Consider the following 26,012-nt stretch of genomic DNA (forward strand, 5'->3'; position numbering starts at 1 on the left):
CGTCGACGTCAAGTGCGTCGATCTCGCCGGTCTCGTGGTGTTCGCCCGCGTTGGCTGGCGAGTAGTCCTCGTCGGGTTCGGCATCCGGATCGCCGAGCAGTTCGACCAGCAGGTGCTCGGCCAGCTCCACCGGGGTGGGGTGGTCGAAGGCCAGCGTCACCGGCAGGTCCAGCCCAGTCGCCGCGCCCAGCTGGTTGCGCAGGTCCACCGCGGTGAGCGACTCGAAGCCGAGCTCGCGGAAGGCCCGGTCGGCCTCCACCAGGTGCGCGCCGGGCAGGCCCAGCACATCGGCGGCCCGTTCCCGGACCAGTTCGACCAGCACCGGCAGCCGCTCCTCGCTCGGCAGCTCGGCGAGGCGGGTGCGCAGTTCGGCCGCGGCGGTGGCGCTGTTGCGGCTTTCCCGCTGTGCCTCGGCCAGTGCGGCGCGCACCTCGGGCACCCCGGTGAGCAGCCTGCTCTGGCGCTTGGCGGTGAAGGCCGGGGCGAACTTGGTCCAGTCCACCTCGGCCACCACCACCGAGCTCGCGCCGGCGGCGACCAGGCCGCGCAGGGCCGAGACCGCGGCGAGCGGGTCGACCGCGAGCAGGCCGTTGACCTCCAGGTGCCGCACCAGGTCGGAGTCCTGGCCGCGCCAGGCGCCCCAGGCGGCGGTGGTGGCGGCCAGGCCCCGGCGGCGACGGCGTTCGGCCAGCGCCTCCAGGTGCGCGCCCGCCGCCGCTTCCACCGAGCGTCCGGCCGCGCCCCAGGTGGCCGAGATCGGCGCGCAGTAGACGAAGGCGCCCAGTTCCCGATCATGGAGAAGTTCATCCAGCCGGGTGGCCGGCGCGATCGCGTCGGTAACGCTGTCCGCGGCGGCCACCGAGACCACGGCCGCGGTGAGCGGCTGGTCCTCGGGCACCGACTCCAGCGCGACCTCCAGGGTGTCCCGGTTGGCCGGATCGCCCGCGAGCTGGGTCAGGCCGACCCCGCGTGCGTCCAGCTCGGCGGCCAGCGCCGAGTCGATCTCCGGGCCGACCAGCAGCACGTGCCCGGCGCCTGCCGCGGCCAGCTGCCTGGCCAGTTCGACGCCGTGCGCGTCAACCACCAGCACCGTGCCGCTGGGTGTCCACTGCTGCTCGCCGAGCTGGGCGCGGACCAGTCGCCGGGCGTGCGAACCGTTGGCGCGCACCGCGACCTGGTCCTCCTCGCCGGTCAGCGCGGCCAGCAGCGCCGGGGCCAGGTCCGGTTCGAACCGCGCGGGCAGGTCGACCAGGCCGCCCCAGCCCCGCGGGTTCTCCAGCGCGGCCACCCGGCCCGCACCCCAGCGAGCCGCTTGGGCCGCAACGGGTTCGGCGTCCTGCTCGTCCACGCTGACCGCCTGCCGGGTGATCCACCACAGCGGGGCCGGCGCGTCCGGGCAGTCCTGGCCGAGCAGGGACACCACGCCGGTGAGGCCCTCGGGCAGGCTGTCCGGCCCGGTGTACTCCACCGGCGTCACCGCCTCGCCCAGGGCCGCCACCACCGCGGCACACCACTCGTCACTGGCCCAGTCCGCGGGCACCAGGGCCGCCCACCGGCCAGTCAGCGCGGCCTCGGCGACCGGGGCCAGCGGGGTCCAAGCGACCTGGTAGCACCAGGATCGGGAAGCCAGCTGGTCGCGCCGCTTGCGCCGCCAGGCGGTGAGCGCGGGCAGCACCGCGGCCAGCGCCTGCTCGTCCAGGTCCAGCGTTCCGGCCAGTCCGGCCAGGTCGCCTTCGTCCACCGCGGACCAGAACTCGCCGTCGGCCGGAGCGCTTGCCGCAGGCTCGGGTGCGAGGATCTCGGGCCAGTAGCGCTCGTGCTGGAAGGCGTAGGTGGGCAGCTCCAGCACGGCCGAGCGCGGACCGCCGAAGTACGCGGCCCAGTCCACTGTGGACCCATGCGCGTGCACCCGGCCGAGCGCGGTGAGCAGCGTGCGCTCCTCGTCCCGGTCGCCGCGCAGGACCGGGGTGACGATCGCGGACCGCTCGCGCAGGGTCTGCTCGGCCATCGGCGTGAGCACTCCGTGCGGGCCGACCTCGACGAAGGTGCGCGCGCCCAGGTCGTGCAGGGTGCGCACGGCGTCGGCGAAGCGCACCGCCTCCCGCGCCTGCCGGACCCAGTACTCCGGCGAGCACAGCTCCTCGGCGGTGGCGACCTGCCCGGTCAGCCCGGACACCACCGGGATGCGCGGCCGCTGGTAGTCCAGCTTCGCCGCCACGGCCCGGAGCTCGTCCAGGATCGGGTCCATCAGCGCGGAGTGGAAGGCGTGGCTGACCTGCATGGTCGTGGTGCGGCGGCCCATCCCGGCGAGCTTGCCCGCCACGTTGTGCACCGCGTCGGCCTCGCCGGAGAGCACCACCGAGCCGGGGCTGTTCACCGCGGCCACCGAGACCCGCCCGTTGACCAGGTCGGCGACCTCGTCCTCGGCGGCCTCCACCGCGACCATCGCCCCACCGGCAGGCAGGGCGGCCATCAGGCGGCCGCGGGCCGAGGCCAGCGCGCAGGCGTCGGCCAGGGAGAACACCCCGGCCACGTGCGCGGCGGCCAGCTCGCCGATGGAGTGCCCGGTGACGAAGGCCGGGGCCACGCCCCAGGACTCCAGCAGCCGGAACAGCGCCACCTCGATCGCGAACAGTGCCCGCTGAGCGTTGTCGGTGCTGGTCAGGGCCTCGGCATCGGTGCCCCAGAGGATGTCGCGCAGGTCCTCGCCGAACTCGGCGACCACCGCGTCGAAGGCCTCGGCGAAGACCGGGAACCGCTGGTGCAGCATACGGCCCATGCCCAGGCGCTGGGAACCCTGGCCGGTGAACAGGAACGCGACCTCACCGGGTGCGGCGGCGGTGTCCCTGGCGACCTCGGTGAGGCCGTCGGGGGTGCTGAGCAGCACGGCGCGGTGACGCAGCGCGGCCCGGCGGGTGGCCAGCGCGTGGCCGATCTCAGTGCGGGAGAGGCCGGGGTTTTCCTTGGTGTAGGCGGAAATGCGCTCGATCTGGGCGGGCAGCGCGGCGGCGGTCGCGGCGGAGACCAGCCACGGCACGACGTCCCGGTCCTCGATCCCGTCGACCGGCTCCGCGGCCGGCGCCTCCTCGATGATCACGTGCGCGTTGGTGCCGCTGATGCCGAAGGCCGACACCGCGGCCCGGCGCGGCCGATCCGTCACCGGCCACTCGGTGTTCTCGGTGTTCAGCGCCAGCGAACCGGCCGACCAGTCGATGTGCGGCGAGGGCTCCTCCGCGCCCAAGGTCCTGGGCAGCAGGCCGTTGCGCAGCGCCAGCACCATCTTGATCACCCCGGCGACTCCCGCCGCGCCCTGGGTGTGCCCCAGGTTCGACTTGACCGAGCCCAGCAGCAGCGGGTTGTCCCGGCCTTGGCCGTAGGTGGCCAGAAGTGCTTGCCCCTCAATGGGATCGCCCAGAGTGGTGCCGGTGCCGTGCGCCTCCACCGCGTCAACGTCCGAAGTGGACAGTCCGGCGTCGGCCAGCGCGGCGCGGATGACGCGTTGCTGGGCCGGGCCGTTGGGCGCGGTGAGGCCGTTGGAAGCGCCGTCGGAGTTGATCGCCGAACCGCTGACCACCGCGAGCACCTCGTGCCCGTTGCGCCGAGCGTCGGAAAGCCGTTCCAGCACCAGGATTCCGGCACCCTCGGCCCAGCTGGTGCCGTCGGCAGCCGCGCCGAAGGGCTTGCAGCGCCCGTCCGCGGCCAGGCCACCGGCCCGGCTGAACTCGATGAACGAACCCGGCGTGGACATCACTGACACGCCGCCGACCAGTGCAAGCGAGCACTCGCCGTCGCGCAGTGCGCGCCCGGCCCAGTGCAGCGCGACCAGCGAGGCCGAGCAGGCGGTGTCGACGGTGATCGCCGGGCCCTCCAGGCCGAAGGTGTAGGCCAGGCGGCCGGACATCACGCTGGCGGTGTTGCCGGTGGCCACGTGCCCGCCGAGGCGTTCCAGGTCGGAGTGCCGCAGCAGGTCCAGGTAGTCCTGGCCGTTGGTGCCGACGAAGACCCCGGCGTCGGTGCCGCGCAAGGAGTTCGGGTCGATCCCGGCCCGCTCCAGCGCCTCCCACGCGGTCTCCAGCAGCAGCCGCTGCTGCGGGTCCATGGCCAGCGCCTCGCGCGGGGAGATGCCGAAGAACGGGGCGTCGAAGTCGCCCACCCCGGCCAGGAAGCCGCCGCGGGTGGTGGCGGTGCCTGCCTCGGCGAGCTGCCCGAGGTCCCAGCCGCGGTCGGCCGGGAACTCCACGATGCCGTCCCGGCCCTGCACCAGCAGCTCCCACAGCTGTTCCGGCGAGCGGACGCCACCGGGCAGGCGGCAGCCGATGCCGATCACCGCGATCGGCTCGTCGGTCCTGGCCGCGGCCAGCACGGGCGCGGTGGTGGGGCTGTCGCCGAAGAGCTCGCCGAGCAGGAAGGCGGCCAGCTCGCGCGGGGTCGGGTGGTCGTAGACCAGGGAGGCGGCCAGTTTCAGGCCGGTGGCCGCGGCCAGGCCGTTGCGCAGCTCCAGGGTGGTCAGCGAGTCGAACCCGAGGTCGCGGAAGGGAAGTTCCACGTCCACGGTGTCGATCCCGGTGTGCCCCAGCACCATCGCGACCTGGGTGCGGACCAGTTCGGCCATCCGCCGCTGCCGGGCGGGGCCGGACACCTCGGCCAGTTCCTCCCGCAGCGTGGCCACCGGTTCCGCCTCGACCGGCGCGGTGGTCCCGTGCAGGTCGGCGAACAGCGGCATCGGCCGGGCCGCGGCCAGTGCGGGGGCGAACCGCGACCAGTCCACATCCGCCACGGTCAGCACGGCTTCCGCCCCGCCGATCGCACCGGCCAGCGCCTCGACCGCCCGGGACGGCGGCAGCGGGAACAGGCCCGCGCGCCGCATCCGCTCGGTGGCCGCACCGGCCTCGGCCGCCATGCCCGCACCGGCCCACGGACCCCAGGCCACCGCGGTGGCGGGCAGTCCGTTGGCGCGGCGGGACCGGGCCAGGGCGTTCAGGTAGGCGTTGGCGGCGGCGTAGTTGGCCTGACCGGCCGCGCCGATCACCCCCGCGGTGGAGGTGAACAGCACAAACGCGTCCAGGTCCGCGGTGAGCTCGTGCAGGTGTTGTGCGGCAGCGCATTTCACGGCCAGCACCCTGGCGAAGGAGTCCGAGGTGAGGCTGTCGATCACGCCGTCGTCGAGCACCCCCGCGGCGTGGAAGACCGCGTTGGGCGGGTGTGCCTCGAGGAGTTCGGCGATCGCGGCGCGGTCGGCGACGTCGCAGGCCAGCACGGTGACCTGCGCGCCGAGTTCGGTGAGCTCGGTGGTGAGTTCGGCGGCGCCGGGGGCGTCGGGGCCACGGCGGCTGGCGAGCACGAGGTGGCTCGCGCCTTCGCGGGCCAGCCAGCGGGCCACGTGCGCGCCGATCCCGCCCGTGCCACCGGTGACGAGCACGGTTCCAGCGGGCTGGTACCGGGCCGTCGCACCGGCGCTGGGGGCGTTGCCAGCTCCCGGGGCGCGGACCAGTCTGCGAGCCGCCGCCCCCTCCCGGCGAACCAGGAGCTGGTCCTCGTCCCCGTATCCGCCGGTGACCACGGCCGCCAGCTGGGTGAGAACCGCCGAGTCCACCTCGTCCGGCAGGTCGGCCAAACCGCCCCAGCTGTCCGGGTACTCCAGTGCCGCGACCCGGCCGAAGCCCCACATCGCGGCCTGCTCCGGATCAACGTCCGCGCCCTGGGTCAGGCACCACACCAGCGCGGTCACACCCGCGTCCGCCAGTGCCTGCAAGGTGGTCGCGGTCAGCGGAAGCGACGGCGCGGTCAGGCAGAGCACTCCGCGAACCGGGGATTCCAGTGTCCGCAAGCGTTCCGCGAGAGCAGCGCGGTCCGGTGTCGCGGTGACCAGCTCGGCCTCGGTGGCGACGAGGCCGAGCAGGCCCGGCAACCACTCCGGTTCGGCCCCAGCCGCCAGCACCAGCCAGCGACCGTCCGGCGCCGGAGCAGGCGCTTCGGTGAGCGGACGCCAGTCCACCCGGTAACGCAGATCGTCCACAGTGGACATCCGTACCGAAGTCGCCGGACCAGGCCAGAAACGCTCGCGCTGGAAGGCGTAGGTGGGCAGTTCGACCCGCTCCGCGCCGGTACCGGCGAAGAACGCGGCCCAGTCCAGTTCGACTCCGCGCACGTGCAGCGCCGAGATCGCGCCGAGCGTGCTGGCGACCTCGGGACGGTCCTTGCGCAGCAACGGGATTCGCAGCGCGTCCGCATCCTCGGGCAGGCAGCCCTGGACCAGGCCGGAGAGCACGCCGTCCGGGCCCAGTTCGACGAAGTTGGCCACGCCCTGCGCGGCGAGCCAGGTGATGCCCTCGGCGAACCGGACGGCCTGCCGGGCCTGGTCGACCCAGTACTCCGGCGAGCACAGCTGTTCGGTACTGGCGAGCGTGCCGGTCACGTTGGAGACGACCGCGACAGTCGGGGCGCGGTAGGTCAGGGTCCGGGCGACCGCGGCGAACTCGGCCAGCATCGGGTCCAGGTGCGCGGAGTGGAAGGCGTGGCTGACGTTGAGCCGCGAGGTCCGGCGGCCGGCTGCCTTGAAGTGGGCGGCGACCTCCGCCACCGCGTCGGCGTCGCCGGAGACCACCAGCGAGCGCGGGCCGTTGACCGAGGCCAGAGAGACCCGATCCGCCGCCAGTTCCAGGAACTCCGCTTCGGTGGCCTCGATCGCGGCCATCGCGCCGCCGTCGGGCAGCGCGTCCATCAACCTGGCCCTCGCCGCCACCAGCGCGCAGGCGTCGGAGAGCGAGAACACCCCGGCCACGTGCGCGGCGGACAGCTCGCCGATCGAGTGCCCGGCGACGTAGTCCGGTGTGACGCCCCAGGATTCGAGCAGCCGGTACAGCGCCACCTCGACCGCGAACAGCGCGGGCTGGGCGTAGCCGGTCCGGTTGAGCAGCTCGGCTTCCGGGGTGCCGGGCTCGGCGAAGAGGATCTCGCGCAGCGGGCGGTCCAGCTCGGTGTCCAGGTGCGCGATCACCTCGTCCAGGGCCTCGGCGAAGACCGTAAAGCGCTGGGCCAGTTCGGCTCCCATGCCGATTCGCTGGCTGCCCTGGCCGGTGAACAGGAAGGCGGTCCGGTCGCCCCGGGTGCGGCCGGTGACCAGCCCGGGCGCGGGCCGACCCGCGCTCAGCTCGCGCAGGGCGTGCCGCAGTTCGTCGCGGTCGGCGGCGATCAGGGCGGCGCGGTGCTCGAAGGACGCCCGGTGCACGGCCAGGGTGGCCGCGAGGTCGACCAGCTCCACACTGTCCATAGTGGACGTGAGACGGTCCGCCTGCGCCCGCAGCGCCTGCGGGGTGCGGCCGGAGACCAGCACCGGCATCGGACCGTCGATCTTGGGGACCGGTTGAGCCGCAACGGCTTCCGGTGCCTGTTCCAGCACCACGTGCACGTTGGTGCCGCTGAGTCCGAAGGAGGACACCCCGGCCCGGCGCGGCCGGTTCACCTCGGGCCACGGGGTCTGCTCGTGCAGCAGGTTGATCGTGCCGGAGGACCAGTCGATGTGGGTGGACGGGGTGTCCGCGTGCAAGGTGCGCGGCAGCACGCCGTGGCCGAGGGCCTGCACCATCTTGATCACGCTGGCCACGCCGGAGGCCATCTGGGTGTGCCCGATGTTGGACTTCACCGAACCGAGCAGCAGCGGTCGCTGCCGGTCCCTGCCGTAGGTGGCCAGCAGCGCCTGCGCCTCGATCGGGTCGCCGAGCGCGGTGCCGGTGCCGTGGCCCTCCACCGCGTCCACCTCGTCCGGGCGGACCCGGGCGGCGGCCAGCGCGTCCAGGATCACCTGCTGCTGGGCCGGTCCGCTGGGCGCGGTGAGGCCGTTGGAGGCGCCGTCGGAGTTGGCCGCGGAGCCGCGCAGCACGGCGAGCACCCGGTGCCCGTTGCGCTGGGCGTCGGAGAGCCGTTCCAGCAGCACCAGGCCGACGCCCTCGGCCAGGGTCATGCCGTCGGCCTCGTCGGAGTAGGCCTTGCAGCGGCCGTCCTTGGCCAGCACCCGCTGGCGGCTGAACCCGATGAAGGCGTTGGGCGTGGACATGATCGCCACGCCGCCGGCCAGGGCCAGGCTGCTCTCCCCGGTCTTGAGCGAGCGGGCGGCCAGGTGGATGGCCATCAGTGAGGAGGAGCAGGCGGTGTCCAGGGTCAGCGAGGGGCCCTCGAAGCCGAACAGGTAGTTGATCCGGCCGGAGATGATGCTGGGCAGCGCCCCGGTGACCAGGTGCCCGGTGACGTCCGCGCCACCGGTGTCGGCCGCGGCGGCCGCGGCGGCGTTGTAGTCGGTGTAGCTGGCGCCGACGAAGGTGCCGGTCTTGCTGCCGCGCAGGGTGTGCGGGTCCAGCCCGGCGCGCTCGAAGGCCTCCCAGGCGGTTTCCAGCAGCAGGCGCTGCTGCGGGTCCATGGCCAGGGCCTCGCGCGGGGAGACGCCGAAGAAGCCGGGGTCGAACTCGGCTGCCTCGTGCAGGAAACCGCCCTTGACCGAGTAGCTGCGGCCGTACTCGGTCGGGTCGGCGGCGTAGAGCCCGTCGATGTTCCAGCCGCGGTCGGCGGGCAGGCCGGTGATCGCGTCCACCCCGTCCACCGCGAGCTGCCAGAGCGCCTCCGGGGTGTTCGCGCCGCCGGGGTAGCGGCAGGCCATGCCCACGATCGCGATCGGGTCCTCGTCGAGCGCACCGGTATTACTGGTGGCCACCGGTACAAGTGGTGCGGCACCGGTCAACTCGGCGACCAGGTGTTTGGCCAGTGCGCTCGGGTTCGCGTGGTCGAAGACCAGGGTGGCGGGCAGGGTCAGGCCGGTGGCCCGGCCGAGGCGGTTGCGCAGGTCCACCGCCATCACCGAGTCGAACCCGGCCTCGCGGAAGGCGCGGTGGTCGGGCAGCGCGTCGGCAGTGCTGTGGCCCAGCACGGTGGCCGCCTCGGCCCGCACCAGCTCCAGGACCTTCTGCTCCCGCTGCACCGGCGGCAGCGCGGCCAGGGTGGCCGCGAGCTCGCCGGTGGCCGCGACCGTGCTGCTCGCGGGCTCGGCCACGGGCTGGCGGATCGCCGGGATCTCCTCGAACAGCGTGGTGGCGCGGGCCGCGGTGTAGACGGGGTAGTAGCTGGCCCAGTCCACGTCGGCCACCGCGATGGCGGTCTCGTCGGCGTCCAGGGCCGCGCGCAGCCCGGTGAGCGCCAGCTCGGGTTCCATGAAGGTCAGGCCGCTGCGCACGATCTGGCTGGGGTCGACCCGGCCGAGCTCCTTGTCATCGGCCCAGATGCCCCAGAACACCGCGGTGGCGGGCAGTCTGGCGGCCCGGCGGCGTTCGGCCAGGGCGTGCAGGTAGGCGTTGCCCGCGACGTAGGCGGCGTGCCTGCCGGTGCCCCACAGTCCGGCGACCGAGGAGAACAGCACGAACCGGTCCAGCTCGACCTCGGCGAAGACCTCGTCCAGGTTGGCCGCACCGGCGACCTTGGCCGCCAGCACCCGGTCGAGTCCGGCCGGGTCGGTCTCGGCGATCGAGGCCAGTTCGATGGTGGCCGCGGCGTGCAGCACGGTGCGCACCGGACGGCCCTGTCCGGCGAGCCGGTCGCGCAGCGCGGCCAGCGCCGCCTTGTCGGTGACGTCGCAGGCCACCGCCTCGGCTCGGTCGCCCAGCTCGGCGAGCAGCGCGACCGAGCGCGGGTGCTCCGGGCCGCCGCGGCTGAGCAGCACCAGGTGCTCGACGCCCTGGGCGAGCGCCCAGCGGGCCACGTGCGGGGCCAGCGTGCCCGAGCCGCCGGTGATCAGCGCGGTGCCACCGGGCTGCCAGCGCCGCTGGTTGCCCGAGGGGGTCGCCGGGACCACGCGGCGGGCGTAGAGGCCGCCGGAGCGCACGGCCAGCTGGTCCTCGCCGGTGCCACCGGTGAGGGCGAACACCAGTGCGTTGCCGGTGGCGGCGTCGAGCTCGGCAGGCAGGTCGAGCACGCCGCCGAAGCGGTCCGGGTGTTCCAGGGCCGCGGTCCAGCCGAAGCCGCTGACCATGGCCTGCACCGGGTTGGTCACCTGGTCGGAGCCGCCGATCGCGGCCGCGCCGCGGGTGAGCAGCCAGAGCGGGGCGTCGATGTTGACGAGGGCCTGGGTGAGGGCGAGGGTGGCGGCCAGGCCGCGGGGCAGGAAGGTGTGCCCGGGGAGCAGGTCCTCGTCGAAGGCGAGGGTGGACAGGACACCGGCCGGCGGGGTGTCCATCTCGGCCAGGCGCTCGGCGAACCCGTCACTCGCCTCGAGCTGGTGCACCTCCGCGCCGTGTGCGGTGAGCAGGTCGGCCAGCTCCGGTTCCGGGCTGCTGGTCACCAGCAGCCAGGTGCCGCTGAGGGTGGCCTGACGGCGGACCTTCGTCGGCACCCAGCGGGTCCGGTAGCGCCAGGAGTCCACCGTGGCGGCTTGGTTCCGCTTGCGCCGCCAGTCCGAGAGCGCGGGCAGCACGGTGGCGAGTGAGTCCGCGTCCACGCCGACGTCCGCGGCCAGCTGTGCCGGATCGGCCGCCTCCAGCTCAGCCCAGGACGCGTCCACCCCGGACTCGGGAGCTTCGGGGAACTTGGGCGCGAGCCAGAAGCTCTGGTGCTGGAAGGCGTAGGTGGGCAGGTCGACCCGGTTGGCCCCGGTCCCGGCGTACACCGAGGTCCAGTCCACCTCGACGCCGCGCACGAAGGCCTCGGCCAGTGAGGTGAACACGCGGTCCAGGCCGCCGTCCTCGCGGCGCAGGGTGCCGGTGATGGCGATCGGTTTGCCCAGCTCGTCCGCGGTCTCCTGGACCGCGAAGGTGAGCACGGGGTGGCTGCTGGACTCGATCACCCTGCGGTAGCCCGCCTCGATCAGCGTGCGCACCGCGGGCGCGAAGCCGACCTGCTCGCGCAGGTTGGTGTACCAGTACTCGGCGTTGAGCGCGGTGGTGTCCAGCCAGTCGCCGGTGACCGTGGAGAAGAACGGGATCTCGGCCGGGCGGGGCTGGATCGGGGCCAGCTCGGTGAGCAGGTCCTCGCGCAGCTGGGTGACCGCCGGGGTGTGCGAGGCGTAGTCCACCGCGACCCGGCGGAACCGGATCTCCTCCGCACCCAGCTCCGCGCCCAGCTCGTCCAGGGCCTCGGCCACACCAGCGACCACCACCGAACGCGGGCTGTTCAGCGCGGCGACACTGATCCGCTCGCCAAAACGCGCCAGCCGGGGCGCGATCTCCTCGGCGGACAGGGCCACCGACATCATGCCACCGCTGCCACCCATCCGGCGACGGATCGCCTTGCTGCGCAACGCGACCACCCGCGCGCCATCGGCCAGCGACAGCGCACCGGAGACCACCGCCGCGGCGATCTCGCCCTGGGAGTGGCCGAGCACCGCGTCCGGCCGGACACCGTAGGACTCCCACAGCGCGGCCAGCGAGACCATCACCGCGAACGAGGCAGGCTGCACCACGTCCACGTCGTCCAGGGACGCTCCGGTGCGCAACAGGTCGATGAGGTCGAAGTCGGTGAACGGGGCCAGCGCGGCCGCGCACTCGGCGATCCGGGCGGCGAACACCGGGGACTCCTCGAGCAGCCGGGAGCCCATGCCCAGCCACTGCGCGCCCTGGCCGGGGAAGACGAACAGGGTGCGGCCGTCGATGTCGGCGACACCGGTGACCACGCCGGGGGCCGGTCGGTCCTCGGCGAGGGCGGTGAGCAGGTCGCGGTTGGCGTTGACCAGGACCGCGCGGTGGTCGAACAGGGAGCGGCTGTGCAGGAGGGAGTGGCCGATGTCCAGCGCGGAGGATTGGTCCACTGTGGACAGCAGGGCTTCGGCCTGGGCGCGGAGGGCGGGCTCGCTCTTGGCGGAGATGATCCAGGGCAGCACAGGAAGCTGCGTCGCGGGTGGTTCGGTGGACTGCGGCGCGGGATCGCCCTGCTCCAGGATCAGGTGCGCGTTGGTGCCGCTGATCCCGAACGAGGACACCGCGGCCCGCCTCGGCCGGCCCGGCTCCTCCCAGGCCACCGGCTCGACCAGCGGCGTCAGGTTGCTCGCGGTCCAGTCCACGTGGGTGGACAGCGTGTCCACGTGCAGCGTCCTGGGCAGCAGCCCGTGCCGCATCGCCATGATCATCTTGAGCACGCCGGCCACACCGGCCGCGGACTGGGAGTGCCCGATGTTGGACTTGACCGAGCCCAGCCACAGCGGCTGCTCCCGCTCGGCGCCGTAGGTGCGTTGCAGGGCCTGGGCTTCGATCGGGTCGCCGAGGGCCGTGCCGGTGCCGTGCGCCTCCACCACGTCGACGTCCGAAGTGGACAGCCGGGCATTGGCCAGGGCCTGGCGGATGACGCGTTCCTGGGATGGGCCGTTGGGGGCGGTGAGGCCGTTGGAGGCGCCGTCGGAGTTGATCGCGGAGCCCTTGATCACCGCGAGCACCGGGCGGCCTTCCCGGCGGGCGTCGGAAAGTCGTTGCAGCACAACCATGCCGACGCCTTCGGCCAGCACCATGCCGTCGGCGGCGTCGGAGAAGGCCTTGGAGCGGCCGTCGGCGGCCAGTGCGCGCTGGCGGCTGAAGGCGATGAACGGGCCGGGGTTCGGCATCACGGTGACGCCGCCGGCGACCGCGAGGGTGGTTTCCCCGTTGCGCAGGGCCTGGGCGGCCAGGTGGATCGCGACCAGGGAGGACGAGCACGCCGTGTCCACGGTGACCGCGGGGCCTTCCAGCCCCAGCACGTAGGCCACCCGGCCGGACAGGATGCTCGGGATGGTGCCGGTGACCACCTGACCGTCGACCTCGTGGCCCGCGCCGTACTCGGTGTAGCTGGAGCCGACGTAGGTGCCGGTGAGGCTGCCGCGCAGGGTCTGCGGGTCGATGCCGGAGCGTTCGAGGGCCTCCCAGGTGACCTCCAGCAACAGGCGCTGCTGCGGGTCCATGCCCAGCGCCTCGCGCGGGGAGATGCCGAAGAAGCCGGGGTCGAAGGCGTCCGGATCGCTGAGGAAGCCGCCCTTGGTGGTGTAGGTGGTGGCCGGGTTGTCCGGGTCCGGGTCGTAGAGCGCGGCCTCGGGCCAGCCGCGCGCGGGCGGGAAGGTGGTGATCGCGTCCACGCCGTCGAAGACCAGCTGCCACAGCTCTTCCGGCGTGGTCACGCCGCCGGGGAACCGGCAGCCCGCGCCCACGATGGCGATCGGCTCGTCCGCGGCGATCGTGGCGACCGGTCCGGTGACGCTCGCCCCGGCCCCGGCGATCTCGCCGCGCACGTAGCGGGCCAGCGCTTCCGGGGTGGGGTGGTCGAAGACCATGGTGTTGGACAGCGGCCGGCCGGTGAGCTTGCCCAGCCGCCTGCGCAGCTCGATCGCGCCGAGAGAGTCGAAGCCGAGGTCGCGGAAGGCGCGGCGCTCGTTCAGCTCAGCCGGGCTGTCGTGGCCGAGCACGGCGGCGGCCTCGGCACGCACCACGTCCACCAGCATCCGCAACTGGTCCTTTTCGGACAGTCGGGAAAGTCGCGCGGTGAGTTCGGTTTCCGCGCCGGCGGCCTGGGTTTCGGTGGAGGTCTCGGCCAGGCCGGAGAGCAGCGGGCTGGGGCGGCGGGCGGTGAAGACGGGGAGGTAGGTGGAGAAGTCGAAGTCGGCGATGGCCAGCACCGGGCGCTCGTCGGCCAGGGCGCGGCGCAGTTCGGCCAGCGCGGGGCCGGTGAGCAGCGGGCGCATGCCGTGCCGGGCCAAACGTTCGTGCGCGCTCTGGTCGCTGGCCAGGCCGGTCTCCGCCCACGGTCCCCAGGCCACACTGGTCGCGGACAGGCCGCGGGAGCGGCGGTTCTCGGCGAGGGCGTCCAGGTAGGCGTTGGCCGCGCTGTAGGCGGCCTGGCCGCCGCTGCCGATGACCCCGGCGATGGAGCCGAAGAGCACGAACAGTTCCAGCTCGCGGTCGGCCAGCAGCGCGTCCAGGTTGGCCGCGCCCCGCACCTTGGCCGCCATCGACTCGGCCAGCTCGGCCGGGCTGGTCTCGGCGATCGGCCGCAGCTCGGCGACCCCGGCCGCGTGCACCACGCCGATCAGCGGGTGCTCGGCGGGGATGGCCTTGAGCACCTCGGCCAGCGCCTCGCGGTCGGCCGCGTCGCAGGCGCGGAAGTCCACAGTGGACCCGAGTTCGAGCAGTTCGGCGGCGAGCTCGCGGGCGCCGGGGGCGTCCGGGCCGCGGCGGCTGGTGAGCACCAGGTGCCGGACACCGGCGGTGGCCAGCCAGCGGGCCACCTCGCTGCCGAGGCCGCCGGTGCCGCCGGTGACCAGCACGGTGCCGTCAGTGGGCAGCTCAGCGGTGGGCTCGATGCCCTGGTGCCGAACAAGTCTGCGGCCGAACGCGCCGTCAGCGCGCAGGGCGAGCTGGTCCTCGCCCTGCCAGGCGCCGCTGAGCGCGCGGCGCAGGTCGGTCGGGTCGGCGTCCTCGGCGAGGTCGATCAGGCCGCCCCAGGTGTCCGGGAACTCCAGTGCGGCGGCGCGGCCGTAGCCCCAGAGCAGTGCCTGGTCCGGCCGGGGTGCCAGCTCGTCGGAGCCGGTGCTCACCGCGGCTCGGGTGACCGTCCACAGTGGAGCTTGCTGACCGGCTTCGCTGAGTGCGCGCAGCAGGTTGTGCGTGTCGGTCAGGTCGCCGGCGGAGAGCACTCCAGCGAAGTCCCCGGCCAGTTCGGCGGGGTCGACGTCGTCGAACGCCAGTTCGCGAAGTTCTGTGCCCGCCAAGGCTTCCGCGATCTCGTCACCGTGGCCGTCCGGGCGCACCAGCAGCCAGGTGCCCGGCAGCTCGGGCTCGGCCGTGGCGGGCAGGCGGGTCCAGTCGACGCGGTAGCGGATCTCCGGCGGGCGTTCGGCGGTGGCCGCGACGCGGGGCCAGTACAGCTGGTGATCGAAGGCGTAGGTGGGCAGGTCGAGTACCGCGCGACCGGGGCCGAAGAACCTTGCCCAGTCCACGTCCACGCCCTGGATGTGCAGGCGTCCCAGGGCTTCGACGAGGGTGCGCTCCTCCTCGCGGCCGGCGCGCAGGGTGGCGACCGGTTCGACCTCGGTGCTCTCGCCCAGGGTTTCCGCGGTCATCGCGGAGAGCACGCTGTCCGGGCCCACCTCCACGAACGAGCCCACACCGAGCCGGGCGGCGGTGCGCACCGCGTCGGCGAAGCGGACCGCGCCGCGCACCTGATCCGCCCAGTACTGCGGCGAGAAGTCCTCGACGAGCTGTCCGGTGACCGTGGAGATGATCGGGATGCTCGGCTGGTGGTAGGTGATTTCCGCTGCCACCGCACGGAACTCGGCCAGCATGCCGTCCATGTGGTGGGAGTGGAAGGCGTGACTGGTGTTCAGCCTGCGGGTGCGCCTGCCCTGCTCGGTGAACCGGGCGGCGACGGCGAGCACGGGTTCCTCGTCCCCGGCCAGCACCACCGAACGCGGTCCGTTGACGGCGCTGACCACCACGCCGTCGACCAGCTCGGCGCGCACCTCCTCCTCGGTGGCCTGCACCGCGACCATCGCGCCGTCCTGGCGCAGCGCCTGCATCAGCACACCGCGCGCGGCGACCAGGCGGGCGGCATCGGGCAGGGACAGCACCCCGGCGACGTGTGCGGCGGCCAGCTCGCCGATGGAGTGGCCGATCAGGAAGTCCGGCCGCACGCCCCAGGACTCCAGCAGCCGGTGCAGCGCCACTTCCAGCGCGAACACCGCGGGCTGGGTCCACTCGGTGCGGTCCAGCAGGCCGGACTCCGCGCCGAACATGACCTCGGCGAGTGGGCGGTCCAGGTGCGGGGCGAAGGCGGCGAACACCTCGTCGATGGCCGCGGCGAAGACCGGGAACCGTTGGCACAGCTCGTGTCCCATGCCGGCGCGCTGGCTGCCCTGGCCGGCGAACAGGGTGGTCAGCCGCAGGTTCGGGGTGGCCTCGCCGGTGGCCACCGCCGGGCTCGGGCTGCCCTCGGCCAGCGCGGTCAGCGCGGTGCGCAGCGACTGGGGATCGGTGGCGGTAAGCACCGCGCGGTGCTCGAACCGGGACCGGGTGGTGGCCAGCGAGTAGGCGAGGTCGGCCAGGGGTGCCTCGGCCAGCGGCAGCAGTCGGGCGGCCTGGCGGCGCAGCGCGGTGGCACTGCGCGCGGCCAGCAGCACCGGAGCCACGAAGTCCGGCGCGGCAACGGTTTCCGTGACCGGCTGGACGGTAGGGGCTTCCAGGATGACGTGCGCGTTGGTGCCGCTGAAGCCGAAGGAGGACACCGCCGCGCGGCGCGGCCGGTCGGTCTCCGGCCAGTCGACCGGGTCGGCCAGCAGGGACAGCGCGCCCTCGGTCCAGTCCACATGGGACGATGGCTCGGCCACGTGCAGCGTGCGCGGCACCTGGCCGTGCCGCATGGCCAGCACCATCTTCATCACGCCCGCCACCCCGGCCGCGGCCTGGGTGTGGCCGATGTTGGACTTCACCGAGCCCAGCAGCACCGGTTCGGCGCGGTCCTGGCCGTAGGTGGCCAGCAGGGCGCGGGCCTCCACCGGGTCGCCGAGTGCGGTGCCGGTGCCGTGGCCCTCGACCACATCGACGTCGGCGGTGGCGAGTCCGGCCCCGGCCAGCGCGGCGCGGATGACCCGCTGCTGCGCGCTGCCGTTGGGCGCGGTCAGGCCGTTGGAGGTGCCGTCGGAGTTGACCGCGCTGCCGCGCACCACGGCCAGGATGCGGTGGCCGTTGCGGATGGCGTCGGACTGGCGTTCCAGCACCAGAACGCCGACGCCCTCGGCCCAGCTGACGCCGTCGGCCTGGTCGGAATATGCCTTGCAGCGGCCGTCCTTGGCCAGTCCGCGCTGGCGGGAGAACTCGATGAACGCGCCCGGCGTGGCCATCACGGTGACGCCGCCGGCCAGCGCGAGCGTGCACTCACCGGAGCGCAGCGCCTGCATGGCCCAGTGCATGGCCACCAGTGAGGAGGAGCAGGCGGTGTCCACGGTGACCGCGGGGCCTTCCAGGCCGAGGGCGTAGGCGACCCGGCCGGAGACGATGCTGCCGGAGGTGCCGGTGCCCGCGTGGCCCTCGAAGTCCGAACCGGCCAGCAGCGCGCCGTAGTCGCCGTACATGACCCCGGCGAACACCCCGGTCCGGCTGCCCCGCAACTGCTTCGGGTCGATGCCGGCGCGTTCCACCGCCTCCCAGGAGACCTCCAGCAGCAGGCGTTGCTGGGCGTCGGTGGCCAGGGCCTCGCGCGGGCCCATGCCGAAGAAGGCGGGGTCGAACTGCCCAGCGTCACGCAGGAATCCGCCGGAGCGGGTGTAGGCGGTGCCGGGGTGGTCGGGGTCCGGGTGGTAGAGGGTGGCCAGGTCCCAGCCGCGGTTGTCCGGGAAGCCGGTGATGGCGTCGCGGCCCTCGGCCAGCAACTGCCACAGGTCTTCCGGCGAGTTCACGTCGCCGGGGTAGCGGCAGCCCATGCCGACGATGACGATCGGGTCCTCGGCCACCGAACCGTGGACGGGCACGGCGGTGACCGGCTCCGCACCGGCCACGTCGCCGCTCTCGCGCAGGATGTGCTCGACCAGCTCGCCCAGGTTGGGGTGGTCGAAGACCAGGGTCGGGGACAGCCGCAGGCCGGTGGCCGCGCTGAGCCGGTTGCGCAGCTCCACCGCGGTCAGCGAGTCGAAGCCGAGCTCGGCCAGTGGGCGACCCGGGTCGATGGCGCCGCCGTCGGTGTGGCCGAGCACCGCGCCGATCTGCTGGGTGACCAGGTCGATGGCCTCGCGGCGGCCGAGCACGGCCCGCTGCCGGGCGCGGACCGGGCCGTTCTTGGCCACCCGGCGGCGGGTCTGGCCGAGCAGGCCGCGCAGCACCGAGGGCACCTCGGGGGCCTCGCGCAGCACGCCGAAGTCCAGCCGCACCGGGGCGACCACCGGTTCGCCGGTGCGCACCGCGAGGTCGAACAGCGCCAGACCGTCCTCAGTGGACAGTGGAGGGGTGCCGAGCCTGCGCAGCCGCTGCACCTGAGCGCCGCCCAGCTCGGCGGTCATGCCCGCGGTGTCCGCCCACGGTCCCCAGGCTAGGGACAGGCCGGGGGCACCGGTGGCGCGGCGGTGCGCGATCAGCGCGTCCAGGAAGGCGTTGCCCGCGGCGTAGTTGCCCTGTCCCGGCGCGCCGAGCAGTCCGGCCAGCGAGGAGAACACGATCAGCGGCGCGGTGTCGCCGATCAGCTCGTGCAGGTGCCAGGCCCCGTCCACCTTGGGGCGCAGTGCGGCGGTCAACTGCTCGCTGGTGAGGGTGGAGATCACGCCGTCGGCGAGCAGTCCGGCCGAGTGGCAGACCGCGGCCACCCGGATCCCGTGCAGCGCCTGGGCCAGCGCGTCCCGGTCGGCCACGTCGCAGGCGGCCACGGCGACCGAGGCGCCGAGTCCGGTCAGCTCGGCCACCAGGTCCTCGGCCCCGGCTGGGCCACGGCGGCTGAGCAGCAACAGGTTGCGCACCCCGCGTTCGGCCACCAGGTGCATGGCCAGCACCGCGCCCAGGCCGCTGACGCCACCGGTGATCACCACGGTGCCGTTGTCGTCCCAGGGTTCCGCGGCGGTCTCGGTGGCGGCGACCCTGGCGAGCCTGGCGGCCAGCACCTTGCCGCCGCGGATCGCCAGCTGTGGCTCGTCACCGGCCAGCCCGGCCCGGATCGCTTGAGCTTCCGCGGCCGGGTCGAGGTCGAGCAGCCGGAAGCGGCCGGGGTGCTCGGACTGCGCGGTGCGCACCAGGCCCCACACCGCGGCGGCGGCCGGATCGGCCACCTCGCCGGTGGCGCCCCGGGTGACGAACACCAGCTCGACGCCCGGGAACCGTTCGTCGGCAAGCCATTCCTTCAGCCGGGCGAGTGCGGCCGAGGTCAGCTCGTGTGCGGCGGTGCGCGGGTCGGCGGCGGCGAACACCGGGTGCAGCACGGCCGTGGGCAGGTCGCCCTCGGCGAGTGAGTCCAGGTCGGCGGCGGGCGCAACACCGAGAATATTCGCCAGGCCAACGGAATCGGGGGCGAGCAGGGCGAGGCGGGCTTCCATGTCCGGCCGCTGCCCGGTCTCCGTCCACTCCAGACGGTAGAGGTTGCCGGCGGCCACCGGCGCGGAACCGCTGGGCGTGCGCAGCAGCAGCTCGCCCACCGAGGCGATCGGCGCGCCGTCCTGGTCGGCGATCTCCAGCGAGATCCGGTCCCCCGCCGGGGTCAGCCGCACCCGCGCGGCCCGTGCGCCCGCCGCGTGCAGGTGGACATCGGACCAGTGGAACGGCAGTCCGCCGCGCACGCTGTCGTCCAGCTCGGCGAAGTTGGCCGCGTGCAGGGCGGCGTCCAAGAGCACCGGGTGCAGGCCGAACTCACCGGCGTCACCGGCGACCTCGGCGGGCAGCTCGATCTCGGCGTAGACCTCGGTCCCGGCCCGCCAGGCAGCCCGCAGGCCCTGGAAGGACGGGCCGTAGTGCACGCCTTCGCCTTCGGTGGCGTACAGCGCGGACACGTCGACCGGCTCGGCCCCGGCCGGCAGCCAGTCCCAGGTGGTGGCCTGGACCTGGCCGCGCTCCAGAATCGCGTTGGCGTGCTTGGTCCACGGGCCTTCATCGTCGCCGTCCGGCCGGGAGTAGACCGCGACCTCGCGCAGCCCGTCCAGGTCCGGGCCGATGTGCAACTGGAGCTGCACACCGCCGTCGGCGGGCAGGCGCAGCGCGGTCATCGTGGTCAGCTCACGGACGTGGTCGCAGCCGACCTCGTCCCCGGCCCTGGTGACCAGCTCGATCAGGGCCGCACCGGGCAGCACCACAGCGGTGCCGACCCGGTGCCCGGCCAGCCAGGGCTGGTCGCGCACGGACAGCCGCCCGGTGAGCAGCGTGCCCTCGGCCCCGGCCAGCGACACGGTGGCCGCCAGCAGCGGGTGCCGGGCCGCGCCCAGCCCGGCGGAGCGCACGTTGCCGCTGTCCGCCTGGTAGCCGTCCCTCGGCCAGAACCTCCTGCGCTGGAACGGATACGTCGGCAGGTCGATCAGCGCGGCGCCGCTGCCGGCGAAGAACTCCGGCCAGCGCACGGCGACCCCGTGCGTGTGCAGCACGGTCAGCGCGGTGGTGACCGCCTCGGTCTCGCCGCGATCTGGCCGCAGCACCGAGGTGATCGCGGGCGCGGGCTCGGCGGTGGCCAGGCAGCTCTCGGTCAGGGTGCCGATGGTGGTGTCCGGGCCGACGTCCAGGAACGCGCCGACGCCGTGGTCGTGCAGCCAGGACACCGCGTCGGCGAACCGCACGGTGGCGCGGACCTGCCCGGCCCAGTACCCGGCGCTGCCCAGTTCGGCCACGCTGGCCTGCGCGCCGGTCACGGTGGAGATCACGGGAATGCGCGGCGGCTGCGGGGACAGGCCCTCGACCACGCGCTGGAACTCGGCCAGCACCGGGTCCATGTGCGCGGAGTGGAAGGCGTGCGAGACGTGCAGCTTGCGGGTGCGCCTGCCCTGTTCGGCGAACACCGCGGCGATCTCGGTGACCGCGTCCTCATCGCCGGAGAGCACCACGTGCCGGGGTCCGTTCACCGCGGCCAGGCTGGCCGCGTGCTCGCGACCTTCAAGCAGGGGAAGGACTTCGGCCTCGGTGGCGTCCACCGCGATCATCGCGCCCCGGCTGGGCAGCTCCTGCATCAACCGGGCGCGCGCAGCCACCAGCGCCGCCGCGTCGGACAGCGAGAACACCCCGGCCACGTGCGCGGCGGCGATCTCGCCGACGGAGTGCCCGGCCAGGAAGTCCGCGCTGACGCCCCAGGACTCCAGCAGCCGGAACAGCGCCACCTCGACCGCGAAGATCGCCCGCTGGGCGTTTCCGGTGCGCGCCAACAGTTCCGCGTCCTCGCCCCAGATGATCTCGCGCAGCTCGTCGCCGAACTCGGCGAGCACCGCGTCAAAAGCCTCGGCGAAGACCGGGAAACGGGCGTGCAGCTCGCGGCCCATGGCCAGCCGCTGCGAGCCCTGCCCGGCGAAGAGCACGGCCAGCTTCGGCCGCTCGTGCACAACGTTCCCCGTGGTCTCACCGTCGGCCAGCGCGGTCAGCCCGGCGCGGGCGGCCTCCAGGTCGGCCACCACCAGGGCGGCCCGGTGCTCGAACGAGGACCGGGCGACCGCGAGCGAGTAGGCCAGGTCCGCGGCGTGCGGCGCTTCGCCGGATGCCAGCAGGGACAACAGGTTCGCGGCCTGCTCGCGCAACGCCTCGGCGGTGCGGCCGGAGACCAGCAGCGGCAGCGGCCCCGCAACGGGCTCGGCGGCGGCGGTCTCCTCCTCGGCGGGCGGCTGCTCGACGATCACGTGCGCGTTGGTGCCGCTGAGCCCGAAGGAGGACACGCCGGCCCGGCGCGGTTCCCCGGTCTCGGGCCAGGGCTGGGCCTCGGTCAGCAGCCGGATGTCGCCCGCCGACCAGTCGACCTGGGTGGTCGGTGTGGCCACGTGCAAGGTCTGCGGGGCAAGGCCGTGCCGGATGGCCTGCACCATCTTGATCACACCGGCGACACCAGCGGCGGACTGGGTGTGGCCGAGGTTGGACTTGATCGAGCCGAGCAGCAGCGGCCGTTCCCGGTCCTGCCCGTAGACCGCCAGCAGCGCCTCGGCCTCCACCGGATCGCCCAGCGGGGTGCCGGTGCCGTGCGCCTCCACCACGTCCACCTGCCGGGCGGACAGCCGCGCGTCCAGCAGGGCCTGCTCGATGACCCGCTGCTGGGACGGGCCGTTCGGGGCGGTCAGCCCGTTGGACGCGCCGTCGGAGTTGACCGCGGACCCGCTGACCACGGCGAGCACCCGGTGCCCGTTGCGGCGCGCGTCGGAGAGCCGTTCCAGCATCAGCACGCCGACGCCCTCGGACCAGCCGGTGCCGTCGGCGTCGTCGGAGAAGGAGCGGCAGTAGCCGTCAGCGGCCAGGCCGCCCTGCTTGTTGAACTCGGTGATGGTGCCAGGACTGGACATCACCGTGACACCACCGGCCAGCGCCAGCGAGCACTCCCCCGCGCGCAGCGCCCTGGCCGCCAGGTGCAGCGTCACCAGCGAGGTCGAGCAGGCGGTGTCCACCGTCAGCGTCGGCCCGACCAGCCCGAAGACGTAGGCCAGCCGCCCGGACAGCACGCTGGAGGTGGTGCCGGTCAGCGCGTAGCCGCCGACGTTGTCGCGCGGGCCGAGCCGGTAGTCCTGCGGGATCGCGCCGACGAACACGCCGGTGCGGGAGCCCTTGAGCGACAACGGATCCAGCCGGGCCCGCTCCATCGCCTCCCAGGAGACCTCCAGCAGCAGCCGCTGCTGCGGGTCCATGGCCAGCGCCTCGCGCGGGGAGATGCCGAAGAACTCCGGGTCGAACATCGGCGCGTCGTAGAGGAACCCGCCGCTGATCGGCGAGGCGGAGGCGCCCTCGTCCAGGTACCAGCCGCGGTCGGTCGGCAGGCCGCCGACACCGTCGGAAGAGGACTCCACCAGCCGCCACAGGTCCTCGGGCGAGGCGATGCCGCCGGGATAGCGGCAGGCCATCCCGATGATGGCGATCGGCTCGTGCGAGGCCGCCTCCAGCTCGTGCACCCTGCGCCGGGTCCGTTGCAGATCCGCGCTGGCGCGCTTGAGGTAGTCGCGGAGTTTCTGTTCGTTGTCCATCGGCACCTGGATCAGTCGGGGACTCGGTGAGTTACCACTCCGCGTCGAGTCACAAGGGTGGAATCCGGTGCTTGGAGTCTCACGCAGTGACTGAGCGGAAATCCCTAGTCTCCGAAGCCGGGAGATCCTGGTGCACAGACGACAGCACACCGCCGCGGCCCTGGATCAGGACCGCGGCGGTGTGCCGGAGGGACCGGGTCAGGCCTCGGCGGCCACCGGAGCAGCCGCGTACTCCGCGGCCGAGCGGGTCACCGAGTCCACCACCACCTGGACGTCCGCATCGCTCATGCCCTGGTGCAGCGGCAACAGGATCGAGGTCTCGGCCGCTTCCTCGGTGCCGGGCAGGACCAGGCCGGCGGCCCCGTAGATCGGCACCCGGTGCAGCGGCGGGTAGCGGAAGGTGGTGTAGACCCCGGCCGCCAGCAGGTCGGCCGCGATCTTGTCGCGCAGCGCGGAGTCGCACTGGATCCAGTAGAAGTAGCCGGAGGTGGTGTGCCCCTCGGGCAGCGGCGGCGGGGTGCGCACGCCGGGCACCTCGGCCAGCAGCCGGTCGTAGGCGGTGGCGATCTCCACCCGTCGCGCGACGAAGCCGGGTAGCTTGCGCAGCTGCACGCTGCCGATCGCGCCGGTGATGTCGTTGCCGATGATCCGGCGGCCGAACTCCTCGACCTCCAGGTCCCACCAGCGCTGCGCCCGCGCCTTGGACTTGACGAACCCGCTGGCCGACTTGCCCAGCCCGAAGTAGGCCAGCCGCCGGGCCCTGGCCGCCAGCTCGGGGTCCTTGGCGTAGAACATGCCGCCGTCCCCGGTGACCAGGATCTTCATCGCGTCGAAGCTCCACACCGCGAGGTCGCCGAAGGTCCCACAGGCCCGACCGTCCACAGTGGAGGCCACCGCGCAGGCGGCGTCCTCGATCAGCACGATCCCCCGGTCCCGGCACAGCTTGGCCACGGCCTCGATGTCGCCGGGGTAGCCGCCGAAGTGCAGGGTCAGCACGGCCTTGGTGGCCGGGGTGAGCGCCGCCGCGATGTGCTCGGCAGCAGGGTTCATGGTGTGCGGGTCCACATCGCAGAACACCGGCCGCGCGCCGGATGCGGCCACCGCGTTGCCGGCGGCGACGAAGTGGGCCGAGGGCAGCACCACGTCGTCACCGGGGCCCAGCCCGAGCAGTTCAATGGCCAGGAACAGGCCTGCCGTGGCGCAGTTGATGAAGAACACCTGCTCGGCAGGCACGTCCAGGTGGGCGGCGAACTCGGCCTCGAAGGCCTGCGCCCGCTGCCCGTACCCCAGCCAGTTGCTCTCGAACACCTCGGCGACCACCGCCGCCTCGTCCGCCCCCAGCGTCGGCTGGAACACGTTGATCTTGGCCATCAGGCTTCTCCTAGCGCGGCGCGGTGGCGATGAAAAGACCCCGGCCGGTGGGCGGACCGGGGTGGTACTCCACCGTAAGGCCCGCGGACTCGAACGCGTCGGTGTACTCGCTGATGTGGAACAGCGACAGCACGTCCAGCTCGGTGAAGCTCTCCACCCCGTCGGCGTCGGCCACCGTGTAGTGGATGGTCATCCGGCTGGTCTTGCCGTCCCGGACGGTGTGCGAGACGCGGGTGATGGCCTGCTCCTCGGTCTGGTAGGCCGAGGCGGTGAAGTAGCCGGGCAGGAAGGTCTCCGGCGTCCACCACGGTTCCACGATCACCACGCCGCCGGGCTCCAGGTGCGCGGCCATCCGGCTGAGCACCTTCTTCAGCTCGTCCACCGAGGTCGGATAGGCGATGCTGTAACACATGCAGACGATCGCGTCGTAGCGGCGGCCGAGGTCGAACTCGCGCATGTCGGCCACGTGGATGGTCGCGCTGGGCACCTTGGCCTCGGCCACCTCGGCCATCCCGGCGGAGAGCTCGACGCCGTCGGCGGTGTCGAAGTGCTTGGCCAGGGTGGCCAGGTGGTTGCCGGTGCCGCAGGCCACGTCCAGCAGGCTGGTGGCATCCGGCTTCAGCTCGCGGATCTGACCGGCCAGCAGCTCGGCCTCGGCGTGCCAGTCCTTGCCGTTGCGGTTGCCGTAGATCGCGTCGTAGATCGCCGCTTGGCGGCGGCCGTACTCGGTGCCCATAGGTCGTCTCTTTCGTCTCGGGTGGTCCGGGGGTCAGCCGGTGCGCCGCTGGTGCTGCCGGACCCGTTCTGCCAGCAGCGGCACCAGCTCCACCGGGTACGGCAGGCTGCGCAGCTCCTGGTGGAAACGGGCCGCGCCGGCCCGGAACCCGGGCTCGGTCAGCAGCCGGGCCACCGCCTGCTTGGCCTTCTCCGGGGTGAACTCCTCGGCGCCGAGCACCAGCCCGTTGCCGGTGGCGGCCACCCCGCGCGCCACGTTGTGCTCGCCCCAGTTGGGCACCGGGCAGAGCAGCTGCGGGACCTCGTGCACGCCCGCGGTCATCACCGAGCCCTCCCCCGCGTGGTTGATGATCACCGAGCAGGTGGGCAGGATCTGGCTCAGTGGCACGTAGTCCACGATCCGCAGGTTCTCCGGCGGGTTCTCGATCGGCTTGGTCTTGTCCAGGGTGACCACCAGCTCGATGTCCAGCTCGCACAGCGCGCGCACGGTGTCCTCGAAGCTGGAACCGCTGACCTGGAACAGCATCCGGCCGCGGCCGGAGGTGCCGAAGGTCATCACCACCCGGGGCCGCTCGGGCGCGGTGGTGGCCCAGTCCTGGGTGACCGCGCCGCCGTTGTAGGGCGCCCAGCGCATCGGCAGGTAGTCGATCTCAGTGGGGATGCGCCAGTCCGCCGGGCGCTGGTCGATGCTGAACTCGCCGAGGATCTGGGTCTCGCTGAACTCCAGCCCGTACGGCTCCAGCATGGGCGCCATCATCCAGTCCAGCGAACCCTCGATGATCATGTCGCCGGTGTTCTCGCGGCGGGAGAAGCGCTCCCAGATCCAGCCCACGTTGTCCTGGCCCCACAACAGCCTGCCGTGCGGGGTGCCAGTCGCCTCGGCGGCCACCGCGGCCTGGATGCACAGCGGGTCCCACAGCACCAGGTCCGGTTTCCAGTCCCGGCACAGCTGCACCAGCTCGTCCAGATCGGGCGTGTGCAACGAAAGCGCGCCGACCAGGGTCAGCCAGGCCTGGTGCCAGGGCTCATCCGGCTCGAAACCGCGGATGGCCAGGTCGTTGTCCAGCTCCTCCAGGTCGTGCAGGTTCGCGTTGAACTCCAGCATGGCCTGCATGCGCTCGTTCTCGCAGGAGCCGAAGGCGACCGCGTTCAGGCCGCTCTGCCCGACCTCGTGCGCCATCGACGGGTGCACCGCGACCCGCACCTGGTGGCACTGCGCCTGTAGCGACCAGGCCAGCGGCACCATCGGGTAGACATGGGCCGCAGCCGGGAAGCTGACGAAGAGAACCCGCACAGCCGAACTCCGTCCTCAGTA

4 protein-coding genes (1 of these 4 running past the window's edge) are annotated in these 26,012 nt (G+C 73.3%); all 4 read right to left on the minus strand.

Going from position 1 to position 26,012, the window contains the following annotated elements:
- Positions 1–22,591 carry the 5' portion of a type I polyketide synthase gene (locus ACWDY5_RS09225; RefSeq protein ID WP_449721760.1) on the minus strand. 56 nt of this gene lie to the left of the window's left edge, so 22,591 of the gene's 22,647 nt are visible here — the first part of the coding sequence; it begins with the start codon at positions 22,589–22,591; its stop codon lies beyond the left edge, outside the window.
- 198 nt (positions 22,592–22,789) lie between these two features.
- Positions 22,790–23,962 carry a DegT/DnrJ/EryC1/StrS family aminotransferase gene (locus ACWDY5_RS09230; protein ID WP_449721761.1) on the minus strand — a complete coding sequence of 391 codons (1,173 nt, stop codon included), beginning with the start codon at positions 23,960–23,962 and terminating at the stop codon, positions 22,790–22,792.
- A gap of 10 nt (positions 23,963–23,972) precedes the next feature.
- Positions 23,973–24,698, minus strand: coding sequence for a class I SAM-dependent methyltransferase (locus ACWDY5_RS09235; RefSeq protein WP_449721762.1), 726 nt, complete (start codon positions 24,696–24,698; stop codon positions 23,973–23,975).
- A gap of 33 nt (positions 24,699–24,731) precedes the next feature.
- A complete protein-coding gene (locus tag ACWDY5_RS09240; RefSeq protein ID WP_449721763.1) occupies positions 24,732–25,991 on the minus strand; it encodes a nucleotide disphospho-sugar-binding domain-containing protein in 1,260 nt (419 codons plus the stop codon).
- Positions 25,992–26,012: the final 21 nt, after the last annotated feature.

The organism is Crossiella sp. NPDC003009 (assembly GCF_053591555.1).

Bases quoted from the DNA above. Each gene is read 5' to 3' on its own strand.
- ACWDY5_RS09230 (WP_449721761.1), bottom strand. From the start codon at position 23,962: ATGGCCAAGATCAACGTGTTCCAGCCGACGCTGGGGGCGGACGAGGCG.
- ACWDY5_RS09235 (WP_449721762.1), bottom strand. From the start codon at position 24,698: ATGGGCACCGAGTACGGCCGCCGCCAAGCGGCGATCTACGACGCGATC.